This is a genomic window from Micromonospora sp. NBC_01740 (assembly GCF_035920365.1).
GTDB classification, from domain to species: Bacteria; Actinomycetota; Actinomycetes; order Mycobacteriales; family Micromonosporaceae; genus Micromonospora; species Micromonospora reichwaldensis.
In genome coordinates, this window is the sequence record NZ_CP109150.1 from 2873402 (window position 1) to 2886603 (window position 13202).

General features: G+C 74.4%; 4 protein-coding genes and 1 pseudogene. 4 read left to right on the forward strand and 1 reads right to left on the reverse strand.

Going from position 1 to position 13202, the window contains the following annotated elements; all coding sequences use genetic code 11:
• Positions 1-2: 2 nt before the first annotated feature.
• From OG989_RS13585 to OG989_RS13600, 4 genes and pseudogenes are all read left to right on the forward strand, one after another.
• Positions 3-9239: pseudogene (locus tag OG989_RS13585) on the forward strand (type I polyketide synthase); the annotation flags it as partial.
• Between the two features lie 57 nt (positions 9240-9296).
• Positions 9297-10493, forward strand: a complete 1197-nt coding sequence (locus OG989_RS13590; protein ID WP_151452501.1) for an alpha-hydroxy acid oxidase — start codon at positions 9297-9299, stop codon at positions 10491-10493.
• An 80-nt stretch (positions 10494-10573) separates the two neighbouring features.
• On the forward strand, positions 10574-11449 hold the full coding sequence (locus OG989_RS13595; RefSeq protein WP_327030696.1) for an FG-GAP repeat domain-containing protein: 876 nt from the start codon (positions 10574-10576) through the stop codon (positions 11447-11449).
• Positions 11450-11536: 87 nt separating this feature from the next.
• Positions 11537-11782 (forward strand): ferredoxin, encoded by a 246-nt coding sequence (locus tag OG989_RS13600; protein ID WP_192581225.1) that lies wholly within the window; start codon positions 11537-11539, stop codon positions 11780-11782.
• Positions 11783-11964: 182 nt separating this feature from the next.
• Here OG989_RS13600 and OG989_RS13605 read toward each other — a convergent pair whose 3' ends face one another.
• A complete protein-coding gene (locus OG989_RS13605; RefSeq protein WP_192581226.1) occupies positions 11965-13176 on the reverse strand; it encodes a cytochrome P450 family protein in 1212 nt (403 codons plus the stop codon).
• Positions 13177-13202: the final 26 nt, after the last annotated feature.

Sequence of the window (13202 nt, forward strand, 5' to 3'; positions counted from 1 at the left end):
AGCAGCTTGTCGAGTACCTCCGGCGCGTGACGGCCGACCTGCACGAGACGCGGCGGAAGCTGCGTACCGCGACGGAGCGGGAGCCGATCGCCATTGTCGGCATCGGCTGCCGCTTCCCCGGCGGCGTGCGCTCCGCCGACGACCTGTGGGAGCTGGTGTCGTCCGGCGGCGACGGCATCACCGACTTCCCCACCAACCGGGGCTGGGACCTGGACGACCTGTTCGACCCGGACAGCGGCTCCGGCACCAGCTACGTGCGGCGGGGCGGCTTCATCCCGGACGCCACCGACTTCGACGCGGGCTTCTTCGGCATCAGCCCGCGCGAGGCGCTCGCCATGGACCCGCAGCAGCGGCTGATGCTGGAGACGTCGTGGGAGGCGTTCGAGCACGCCGGGATCGACCCGCACTCGCTGCGGGGCAGCCGGACCGGCGTGTTCGTCGGCGCGAACAGCGTCGAGTACCTGAACGCCATGCAGCGCGACGTGGACGCGCTCATCGGCTACACGATGACCGGGGTCGCGGGCAGCGTCGTGTCCGGCCGGGTGTCGTACGTGCTGGGGCTGGAGGGCCCGGCCGTCACCGTGGACACGGCCTGCTCGTCGTCGCTGGTGGCGGTGCACGTGGCCGCGCACGCGCTGCGCAGCGGCGACTGCGACCTCGCGCTGGCCGGCGGCACCTGCGTCATCTCCACGCCCGGCACTTTCATCGAGTTCTCCAGCCAGAAGGGGCTCGCCCCGGACGGCCGGGTGAAGGCGTTCGCCTCGGCGGCGGACGGCACCGCGTTCGGCGAGGGCGTCGGCGTACTCGTGCTGGAGAAGCTGTCGGACGCGCGCCGCAACGGGCACCGCGTCCTGGCGGTGGTACGCGGCTCGGCCGTCAACCAGGACGGCGCGTCGAACGGCCTCACCGCGCCCAACGGGCCGTCGCAGCAGCGGGTCATCCGGGCCGCGCTGGCGAACGCCGGGCTCACCACGGCCGACGTGGACGCGGTGGAGGCGCACGGCACGGGCACCACGCTGGGCGACCCGATCGAGGCCCAGTCGCTCATCGCCACCTACGGCCAGGAACGTGACCGGCCGCTCTGGCTCGGCTCGGTGAAGTCGAACTTCGGGCACACCCAGGCCGCCGCCGGCGTCGCGGGCGTGATCAAGATGGTCATGGCGCTGCGGCACGAGGAGCTGCCCCGCACCCTGCACGTCGACAAGCCGTCGCACCACGTGGACTGGTCCGACGGCGCCGTCCAACTGCTCAGCGAGCCGGTGCGGTGGCCACGGGGCGAGAACCCGCGGCGCGCGGGCGTCTCGTCGTTCGGCATCTCGGGCACCAACGCCCACGTGCTGATCGAGGAGCCACCGGCCGCCGAGGCCCCGCAGAGCGCCCCGCCGGCCGAGGGCCCCGCCACGTGGGTGCTGTCGGCCCGGACCGAGGCGGCGCTGCGCGAGCAGGCGGTCCGGCTGCGCGATCGCCTGAGCGACGACCTCGGCACGCACGACGTCGCGTACGCGCTCGCCGGCACCCGCGCCCGCCTCCCGCACCGCGCCGTCCTCGTCGGGGACCGGGACGAGCTGTCCGCCGCGCTCAACGCGCTCGCCGACGGCGGCGCGGCCCGCAACCTCGTCACCGGGCTCGCCGACGCCGGCGAGCGCACCGCGTTCCTCTTCCCCGGCCAGGGCTCGCAGTGGCTGGGCATGGCCGCCGAACTGCTGGACACCGCACCCGTCTTCGCCGCCCGGATGGCGGAGTGCGCCACCGCCGTGGACCGGCACACCGACTGGTCGCTGCTCGACGTGCTGCGCGGCGTCCCGGGCGCCGCCTCCCTGGACCGGGTCGACGTCGTCCAGCCCGCGCTGTTCGCCATGATGGTCTCGCTGGCGGCGCTGTGGCGCTCGCACGGGATCGAGCCCGCCGCCGTCGTCGGGCACTCCCAGGGCGAGATCGCCGCCGCCTGCGTGGCCGGCGCGCTCACCCTGGACGACGCCGCCCTGGTGGTGACCCGGCGCAGCCAGCTGATCGCCGTGGACCTCGCCGGGCGGGGCGGCATGGTGTCCGTGTCGGAGCCGGTCGCGAAGGTCGCCCGGCGCCTGCGGCCCGGGCTGTCGGTCGCCGCCGTGAACGGTCCGTCCACCGTGGTCGTCTCCGGCGCGCCCGAGGCACTCGACGAGCTGCTCGCCGAGTGCGAGCGCGACGAGGTCCGCGCGCGGCGCATCGACGTCGACTACGCCTCGCACTCCGCGCACGTCGAGTCGATGCGCGACGAGCTGCTCCGGGTCCTCGCCCCCGTGCGGCCCCGCACCGGCGACGTGCCGCTCTACTCGACCGTCACCGGTGAGCTGCTCGACACCGCCGAGCTGGTCGCCGAGTACTGGTACCGCAACCTGCGGCAGACCGTCGAGTTCGAGCAGACCGTACGCGGTGTCATCGCCGACGGCATCGACTCCTTCGTCGAGGTCAGCTCGCACCCGGTGCTCGTACCCGCCGTGCAGGACCTGCTCGACGAGGCAGGCGGCGGCTCGGTCGTCGGCACGCTGCGCCGCGACGAGGGCGGCCTGCGCCGGTTCCTGCTGTCGCTGGGGCAGGCGCACACCCGGGGCGTGCAGCCGGACTGGGCCACGCTGGTCACCGCCCCGGCCCGACCGGTCGCCCTGCCCACGTACGCCTTCCAGCGCCGCACCTACTGGCCCAGTGGGGCGGGTGGCCCGGTCGACGCCACCGGCCTCGGCCTCGGCTCCACCGGCCACCCGCTGCTCGGCGCGACCGTGTCGCTGGCCGGCGCGGACGGGGTGCTGCTGACCGGCCGGCTGTCGACCTCGGCGCACCCGTGGCTCGCCGACCACCGGGTGGCGGGCCGGATCTTCCTGCCCGGCACGGCCTTCGTCGAGCTGGCGGTCCGCGCCGGCGACGAGGTGGGCGCCACCGAGGTCGAGGAGCTGACGCTCGAAGCGCCCCTGGTGGTGCCGGAGCGGGGCGCGGTGCAGGTCCAGCTCCGCGTCGGCGAGCCCGGCCCGGACGGCGCCCGGCGGCTGACCGTCCACTCGCGGCCCGACGGCGACGGCCCGTGGACCCGGCACGCCACCGGCACCCTGGGCACCGGGACCTCCGGCGCCGACGACCGCGCGGCGGCCCCGGCGGGCGTCTGGCCGCCCGAGGGCGCCGAGGCCCTGGACACCGCCGAGCTGTACGACCGGTTCGCGGCGCTCGACGTGACGTACGGCCCCGCCTTCGGCGGCCTGGGGTCGGTGTGGCGGCGGGGCGACGAGCTGTTCGCCGAGGTCACCGCCCCCGAGGCGGCGAAGGTCGCGGGCTTCGGCCTGCACCCCGCGGTGCTCGACGCGGCGCTGCACCCGCTCGGCCTGGGCGTGTTCACCGCCGACGACGGCGAGGGCGGGCCCTGGCTGCCGTTCGCCTGGCACGGGGTGACCCTGCACGCCACCGGCGCCGCCCGGCTCCGGGTCACCATCCGGTCGGCGGGCCCGAACGCCGTCGCGGTGACCGTCGCCGATCACGCCGGCGCGCCGGTCGCCACGATCGACGCGCTGGCCGTCCGCCGCCTGCCCGCGAACGCGCTCGCCGACCTGACCAACCCGCGCCACCAGGCGATGCACGTGCTCGACTGGGTGCCCGTCCCGGTGGCCGACGGCGCGGCCACGCTGGCGGTCGTGGGCGGCGAGCTGCCCGGCGCCACCGCGTACGACAGCCTCGCCGCGATCGGCGAGGTCCCCGACTTCGTGGTCCTCCCGGTCACCTCCGACGGCGACGACCTGGTCGGGGCCACCTACCGGGCGGTGGAGCACGCCCTCGCCGCCGTCCAGGAGTGGCTTGCCGACGACCGGTTCGCCGCCGCCCGCCTGGTCGTGCTGACCGAGGGGGCCACCGACGCGACCCGGCCGGCGCTCGCCGCCGTGTGGGGCCTGCTGCGCTCGGCCGCGTCCGAGAACCCCGGCCGGATCGTGCTCGTCGACGTGGCGGGCGGGCAGTGGGCGCCGAACCTCGTGCCGGCGCTGCGTTCGGGCGAGCCGCAGCTCGCCCTGCGCGGCACCGAGGTCCTCGTACCCCGCATCGCGAAGGCGTCCGGGCAGCCGGGCACGCCGCCGGAGATCACCGGCACGGTCCTCGTCACGGGGGCGTCGGGCACGCTCGGCCGCCTCGTCGCCCGGCACCTCGTCGCGCGGCACGGCGTCCGTCGCCTCGTGCTCGCGGGCCGTCGCGGCATGACCGAGGACCTGCGGACGCTGTACGACGAGCTGACCGCCCAGGGCGTGCACGTGACGGTCGCCGCCTGCGACGCCGCCGACCGCGTGGCGCTGGCCGCGCTCGTCGCGGAGCACCCGCCCACGGCGGTCGTGCACACGGCCGGGGTCCTGGACGACGGGATGATCCCGTCGCTCACGCCGGAGCGGGTCGCCACCGCGCTGCGTCCCAAGGTCGACGCGCTCGTCAACCTGCACGAGCTGGCCGGCGACGTGAGCGCCTTCGTCGTCTTCTCCTCCGCCGCGGGCGTCCTCGGCGGCCCCGGTCAGGGCAACTACGCGGCGGCCAACGCCTTCGTCGACGCGTTCGCCGCGTACCGGCGCGCCCGGGGCCTGCCCGCGGTGGCGCTGGCGTGGGGCATGTGGGCGGAGCGCACCGGCCTCACCGGCGCGCTCGACGACGCCGACCTCGCCCGGATGCGGCGCTCCGGCGTGCGGCCCCTCTCCACCGAGGACGGGCTCGCGCTCTTCGACGAGGCGCTCGGCGCGCCCGAGGCCGCCCTCGTGCCGATCCACCTGGACCTCGCCGCCCTGCGGGAGCAGGCGACCGGCGGCGTGCTGCCCCCGGTGCTGCGCGGCCTGGTCCGCACCCCGGCGCGACGCCAGGTCTCCGCCGACGCCGCGGCGGCCTCCGACCTGGTCGCGACCCTCGCCGGTCGCGGCGCGGCCGAGCGCCGCAAGGAGCTGGTCGACATCGTCCGTACGCAGGTCGCGGTCGTGCTCGGGCACGGCGGCGCCGAGGCGGTGGGCGCGACGAAGGCGTTCAAGGAGCTGGGCTTCGACTCGCTCACCGCCGTCGAGTTCCGCAACCGCCTCAACGCGGTCGTCGGCCTGCGGCTGCCCGTCACGCTGGTCTTCGACTACCCGAACCCCACCACGCTGGCCGAGCACCTGGACGCGGAACTCTTCGCCGGCGGGTCGGCCGCAGCCGTGGTCGTGGCCGCCACCGACGGCACCGACGACCCCATCGCGATCGTCGGCATGGGCTGCCGGTTCCCCGGCGGCGCCACCTCCCCGGAGAAGCTGTGGGACCTGGTCGCGGGGGGCGTCGACGCGGTAGCCGGCTTCCCGACCGACCGGGGCTGGGACATCGACAACCTCGTCGACCCGGACCCGGACAAGCCCGGCCGCACCTACTGCGGGGAGGGCGCCTTCCTGTACGACGCGGCCTGGTTCGACGCCGAGTTCTTCGGCATCTCCCGCCGCGAGGCCCTGGCCATGGATCCGCAGCAGCGGCTGTTCCTGGAGACCTCGTGGGAGGCCGTCGAGCGTGCCGGCATCGATCCCACCACCCTGCGCGGCAGTCGCACCGGGGTGTTCGCCGGCCTGATGTACCACGACTACACCGCGCACCTTCAGCACCTGCCTCCCGAGCTCGACGGCTTCATCGGCACCGGCGTCGCCGGCGGCGTGGTCTCCGGCCGGGTGTCGTACGCGCTGGGGCTGGAGGGGCCGGCGGTCACCGTCGACACGGCGTGCTCGTCCTCGCTGGTCACCCTGCACCTGGCCGCCCAGTCGCTGCGCCGGGGCGAGTGCTCCCTCGCCCTGGCCGGTGGCGTGACCGTGCTCGCGACGCCCAACGCGTTCATCGACTTCAGCCGCCAGCGGGCCCTCGCGCCGGACGGCCGGTGCAAGTCCTTCGCGGCCGGCGCCGACGGCACCGGCTGGGGTGAGGGCGTCGGGGTGCTGGTGCTCGAACGGCTCTCCGACGCGCGCCGCAACGGCCACCCGGTGCTCGCCGTCGTGCGCAGCACCGCCGTCAACCAGGACGGCGCGAGCAACGGCATGACCGCGCCCAACGGGCCGTCCCAGCAGCGCCTGGTCAACCAGGCGCTCGCCGACGCGGGGCTGCGACCGGCCGACGTGGACGCCGTCGAGGCGCACGGCACCGGCACCACCCTCGGCGACCCGATCGAGGCCCGCTCCCTCATCGCGACGTACGGCCGCGACCGGGGCGAGCACCCGCTCTGGGTCGGCTCGATCAAGTCGAACATCGGGCACACCCAGGCCGCCGCCGGCGTCGCCGGGGTGATCAAGATGGTGGAGGCGATCCGGCACGGCCTGCTGCCGCCGACGCTGCACGTCGACGCCCCGTCGCCGCACGTGGACTGGGCGGACGGGGCCGTCCAACTGCTGACGGCGGCGGTGCCCTGGCCGGAGACGGGACGCCCCCGCCGCGCCGGCGTCTCCTCGTTCGGCATCTCCGGCACCAACGCGCACGCGATCATCGAGCAGGCGCCCGAGCCCGTGGTGGTGGACTCGACGGCCGAGGTGCCGGTGGTGCCCCTGGTGGTGTCCGGCCGGGACCAGGCCGCGCTGCGCGACCAGGCGGCCCGGCTCGCCGCCCACCTCACCGACGCGGCGTCCGCCGTGGACGCCGGCTTCTCGCTCGCCACCACCCGTACCGCCCTGCGGCACCGGGCGGTCGTGCTCGGCCGGGACCTGGCCGAGCTGCGCGCCGGACTGGCCGCGCTGGCCCGTGGCGAGAACGCCCCCGGGGTGGTCGGCGGGGTCGCCGACACCGCCGGGGCGACCGCCGTGCTCTTCACCGGTCAGGGGTCGCAGCGGATCGCGATGGCGGGGGAGCTGATGGCCTTCCCGGTGTTCGCGGCGGCGTTCGACGAGGTGTGTGCGGAACTGGACCGGCACCTGGAGCGGCCGTTGCGGGAGGTGTTGGGCTCCGAGGAGGTGCATCAGACGGGGTGGGCGCAGCCGGCGTTGTTCGCGGTGGAGGTGGCGCTGTTCCGGTTGTTCGAGTCGTGGGGGGTGCGGCCGGACTTCGTGGCGGGGCACTCGATCGGTGAGCTGGCGGCGGCGCACGTGGCGGGGGTCCTCACCCTGCCGGACGCCGCCCGGCTGGTGGCCGCCCGCGGCCGGCTGATGCAGGCGCTGCCGACCGGCGGCGCGATGGTGGCCGTACGCGCCACCGAGGACGAGGTCGTCCCGCTGCTCTCCGACGCCGTGGCGATCGCCGCCGTCAACGGCCCCACCTCGGTCGTGCTCTCCGGCGAGGAGGCCGCCACCCTGGCGGTCGCCGAGAAACTGGCCGCCAGCGGTCGCAAGACCAAGCGGCTCACCGTGTCGCACGCGTTCCACTCGCCGCTGATGGAGCCCATGCTCGACGAGTTCCGCGCGGTGGCCGGGTCCGTCACCCACCACCCGCCGACGATCCCGGTGCTCTCCACGGTCACCGGTGAGCCCGCCGAGCTGACCCCCGAGTACTGGGTGCGTCAGGTACGGGCGACGGTCCGGTTCGCCGCGGCCGTCGAGGCGCTGGCGGCACGCGGCGTACGCACCTTCCTCGAACTGGGCCCGGACGCGGTGCTCACCGCGCTCGGCCGGGAGTGCGTGGCCGACGGCGAGTTCGTGCCCGCCCAGCGCGCCGACCGGGACGGGCCGCAGGTGGCGACCGAGGCGCTCGCCCGCCTGCACAACCGCGGCGTACCCGTCGACTGGCCGGCCTTCTTCGCCGGCGCGCGCCCGGTCGCCCTGCCCACGTACGCCTTCCAGCGCACCCGCCTGTGGCCGGACCCGCCCGCCGCCGCCGCGCCTGGCGACGACTTCTGGGCCGCGGTCGAGCGCGACGACCTGGGCGCGCTGCTGGGCCTGGACGACACCGCGACCCTGAAGGACGTGGCGGTGGCGCTGTCGTCGTGGCGACGCGGGCCCGCGCCCGGCTACCAGCTGCGGTGGTCCCCGGTCACGGAGCTGCCGGTGCCCGCGCTGCGCGGCGTGTGGCTGGTGCCGGCGGACGCCGACCGGATCGCCGAGGCGATGGCCCGGCACGGCGCCGACGTGCGCGTGTACCGCGACGGCACGGCGGACGAGCTGCTCGACCTGGTGCCCGAACACGTGGCCGCGGGGGTGCTGACGACGTCCGCCGGCCCCACCCCCGCCGGGCTGCTGCGGGCCCTCGACGAGTCCCGCGTGGAGGCTCCCGTGTGGTGCCTGACCCGGGGCGCGGCCGCGGTCACCCCCACCGAGCGGATCACCGACCTGGACGGGGCGGCGGCGTACGGCTTCGGCCGGTCCACCGCCCTCGCCACGCCCCGGGCCTGGGGCGGGGTCGTCGACCTGCCGGAGACGCTCGACGACCGGACGCTGACCGCCCTGTGCCGGGTGCTCACCAGGGGTGCCGGTGAGGACCAGGTGGCGCTGCGCTCGGCGGGCGTCTTCGCCCGCCGGCTCGTCGCTGCCCCCGCGCCGACCGGTGAGCCGTGGCGGCCGGCGGGCCCGGTCGCGCTGCACGGCGGGCCGCTGGCGGACCGGATCGCCGACCTGCTGGAGGCGGCGGGCGCGACGGTCACCACGGAGGACGCCGACACGGTGGTCGTCACCAGCGACGCCGACGACCCCGTCGCGACCGCCCTCGCCGCCCGGGCCGAGCGGCTCGTGCTCGTGCACACGGCCGACGAGATGTTCGGTGTCGCCGGCGCCGCCGGGACGGCGGCCGTGTTCGACGCGATCGCCCAGCAGCGCGACGGGGCGGTGTCGATCGCGGTCGGCCCGGACGTCACCGCCGAGCAGTTCGGCGCGGCGGTGGGCACGGGCGCGGTCGGGCGGGTCGCCGCCGCCGTGGACTGGCCCTCGTTCGTACCCGACTACACCCGGTACCGGCCGAGCCCGCTGCTGCGGGACCTGCCGGACGCGATGCGCCACGTCACCGAGGCCGCCGAGGACACGCTCGACGCCGACAGCCCCGACGCGTTGCGCCGGCTGCTCGACGGCGCCGACGAGGCCGAGACCCGCGCGGTGCTGTCCCACGTGGTACGGGCCCAGACCGCGTACACGCTCGGTCTGCCGTCGGCCGCCACGGTCGACGAGAACCAGGAGTTCCTCGACATCGGTTTCTCCTCCCTCACCGCCGTGGAACTGCGGCGCCGGCTCGAGGCCCTCACCGGGCTGGAGCTGACCGCCGCGCTCGTCTACGACCACCCGACGCCTGCCGAGGTGGTCGAGGAACTGCTCGCCCAGCGGGCCCTCGTCGCGTAGCAGACCCCCACGACGAGGAGCGGACCTTCGTCACCCCCCTCACGGAAGGAAGCCCTCATGAGCAAGTCCGCTCGGATGAGCACGCTGATCAAGCCCCCCAAGGTGGCGTGGAACCCGACGGAACGCCGGCTGCTGCGCGCGGCGGGCATCGCCGACCTGCGCGACGTGGCCCGCCGGGCGGTGCCCCGCATGGTGTTCGACTACTGCGACGGGGCGGCGGACAGCGAGCGTAGCCTCAGCCGCGCCCGGGAAACGTTCGCCAACATCGAGTTCCAGCCGTCGGTGCTGCGCGACGTGTCCAACCTGGACACCAGCCGGACGGTGCTCGGCAAGCGGCAGAAGCTGCCGTTCGCCCTGGCGCCGGTCGGCTTCAACCGGGTGATGCACGCCGAGGGCGAGCCGGCGGTCGCGTCGGTGGCGCAGCAGTTCGGCATCCCGTACTCGGTCTCCACCCTCGCGACCACGTCGCTGGCGGACGTCGCCGCCGCCGCGCCCGAGGGCCGGCACTGGTTCCAGCTGTACTTCGCCGAGGACCGGGCGATGGTCAAGGAACTGATCGCGCTCGCCGAGGAGGCGAAGTTCGACACCATCCTGCTGACGCTGGACACGCCGATCTCCGTGCCGCGCCGCCGCGACATCCGCAACGGCCTGACCATCCCGCCGTCGATGAGCGTCGGCACCATCGCCGAGGCGTTCCTGCACCCGGGCTGGTGGATGCGGCAGTGGCGGGCCGGCACCCCGTCCCCGCAGGTGCTCAAGGCCACCGGCGGCTCCGCGTCCGACATGATCAAGCGGGTGTTCAACCCGCGGCTGTCCATCGACGACGTCGAGTGGCTGCGCGGCGCCTGGTCGGGCAAGCTCGTCGCCAAGGGCGTGCAGAGCGTCGCCGACGCCAGGCGGGTCGCCGACGTCGGGGTCGACGGGGTGTGGCTGTCCACGCACGGCGGACGCAAGCTCGACCGGGCCCCGGTGCCCGTCGAGCTGCTGCCCGACGTGGTGGACGAGGTGGGCGACCGGGTCGAGGTGCTCGTCGACACCGGCATCACCTCGGGCGCCGACATCGTGGCGGCGATCGCCCTGGGCGCCACCGCCGCCGTGGTCGGCCGGGCCTACCAGTACGGCCTGATGGCCGGCGGCCGGCGCGGCGTCGTACGGGCCATGGAGATCCTGAGCCGGGAGATCGAGGTCACCATGAAGCTGCTCGGGGTCTCCTCGGTGGGCGAGCTGAACCGTTCGCACGTCAGGTTCCGCTGATTCCCGCCGTTTCTCGATTCCCGTCGGAACGGTCGGACTGTCGTATTTCGGGGCGTACGTGGAGGTTATTTGTGGCACGCATGAGCGGGAACGGTCACTGCCGTTCGTTCAACGGGGACGGGAGGATGGACATCATGGTCCGTGACGACGTCACGGGCGAACTGCTGGTCTTCCCGCACAGCGGCAGCTTCCGGGGTGCCGAGACCTTCGGCGAGCCGGAGCTGATCAGCACCGGCTTCCACCCGAACCGGAACCACGGGCTGGTCCGCCCCATCGACGTCAACGGCAACGGCCGCGCCGACGTCATCGGCATCAGCATGACGCACATGAACGAGACCCACGGGATCTTCCTCTATCCCAACAGGGGCGGGCTGAACGGTCTCGACACCCTCGGCGATCCGATCCGCATCTCCGGCGCCCGGGACGACAAGAAGTGGGAGACCCTCGGCATCGCGGACCTGGACCTGGACGGCTGTGACGACATGTTCGGCCGCGAGCAGAACGCGGGCCACGTCGACGCGTTCTTCAACAAGCGCCAGGTCACGCAGAACGAGACGTACGACCGCACCGCGCACCGCCTGGTGACCGTCGACGTCGAGGACTTTCCGCTCGCGATGGCCGACTTCACCGGCACCGGCCGGGCCGACCTGCTGGTCCGGCGGGCGAACGGCGACCTCGACCTGTACGAGTTCGCGCACGACACCTCCGGGGAGGGCCCGTGGTGGCGGGGCGAGGGCCGGTGGTTCACGCTCGCCCACGGCTGGCAGGAGTACGAGATCATCACCGTGACCGACATCGACCTCGACGGCCGCCCGGACGTGCTGGGTCTGCGCCCCGACGGCACCCTCGTCGTCCACCTGCACAACGGCACGTTCGACCCGGACCGGCCGTTCGCGACGCTGTCCGCACCGGAGGTCGTCGCGACCGGCTGGCAGAAGTACTCGGTGGTGAGCTGACGTGGGCCGGCTCGCGCCGCGACCGGGCGGGCCGCCACGCGCGGCCCGGGGATCCGACACAGTGCACGCACGACGAGAGGAGCAGTGGTGAGCGCGAACGAAGCCGGCGACCAGGCCGGGTGGCGGTTGGTGGTGGAGTCGAAACGCTGCATCAGCTCGGGCTTCTGCGTGGGCAGCGCGCCGGACCACTTCGCGATGGACCCCGTCTCCCGGCCGCTGGCCGACGTGGTGGCGCCTTCCGACCAGGTGATCGAGGCCGCCGAATTCTGCCCCGTGGAGGCCATCTCGGTGATCGACGCGCAGGACGGGACGCCGATCGCCCCGAAGCGATGACGGCGGGGCCCGCCGGGTGCGACCACGCCCGGCGGGCCGACACCCGCACAGGCCGCCGTAGGCGGCCTTTCTTCGTTTCCGCTGCGGCCGGGCCCACGCAGTTCACCGGGCGGCCCGGGCCGACACGACGCGGTCCGCCGGCCACCTCGCGGGTGGCCGGCGGACCGCGTCCTCCGTAGCGCTCAGACCGTGACCGGGAGGGAGATCAGTGCCGGCACCAGCGGCGTACGCCGGACCTTCAGCGACTCCCGGGGCGCGGCGAGCTTGATGTTCGGGAAACGGGTGAACAGCTCCCGGAGGGCGATGGTCGTCTCCATCCGGGCCAGCTCCGAACCCGAGCAGAAGTGCGGGCCGCCGCCGAACGCCACGTGCCCCTTGTCCTCGCGGTCGATGTCGAGCACCTGCGGATCGGGGAACCGCTTCGGGTCGTTGCCCGCCGCGGTCAGGTGCAGCAGCACCGTCTCGCCCTTGGCGATCTTCGTGCCGTCGATCTCCAGGTCCTCCGTGGCGAAGCGGCGGAAGCCGTGGTGCACGGAGCCGTTGCGGCGCAGCAGCTCCTCGACGGCCACGTCGAACAGGTCCGGGTCCTTGCGGAGCCGCTCCAGCGTCTCCGGGCTGTCGAGCAGCGCCAGCGCGCCCCGGCCGATCATGCCCGCGGTGGTGTCGTACCCGCCCAGCATCGTCAGCAGGGCCAGGGCCATCACCTGGTAGACGTTGAGTTCGGGCTCGCCGTCGGCGTTCTTGGCGTGGATCCAGTACGAGAAGAGGTCCTCGCCGGGCTCCTTCGTCTTCTCCTCGCGGACCATGTTCATGAAGTGCGACATCTTCGTGCGGACCATCGCGTTGGTCTCGTTGTCGCCGCTGAACACCAGGTCCGCCCAGTGCTTCAGGTCCTTGCGGTACTCCTCGCGGATGCCGAGCACGTCGCAGACGATCGTGATCGGCAGGATGGCCGCGTAGTCCTCGACCAGGTCGCCGCCGCCGGCCGCCTCGATCGCGTCCAGCCGGGCCTTGACCAGCTGGTGCACCCGGGGGCGGAAGGTCTCCAGGTTGCGGGGTAGGAAGGTGAAGTTGATCATCTTCTTGAGCCGGGTGTGCTCCGGCGGGTCGAGGGTGACGATCGTCCCGGTCGCCTCGCCCTCCGGGAAGCGCTTGCTGGTGAAGTCCCCGTTGCTGTACTCGCGGGGCCGCGCGAGGCGCCGGTCGCGGAGCGCGGAGTAGACCTCGGCGTGGCCGGTCACCAGCCACACGGGGCCGTGGTCGGGCAGGCAGGTGCGGTGCACGGCACCCTTTTCGTGCAGTGACGCGTAGACCTCGTACGCCGCGTACGGGCTAGCGAAGTAGTCGTCGTCCATCACCATCTGATGCCCGTGCGCCGGGCACTTGTTCGCCATGTCGTCCTCGCTGTGGTCTGAGCAGG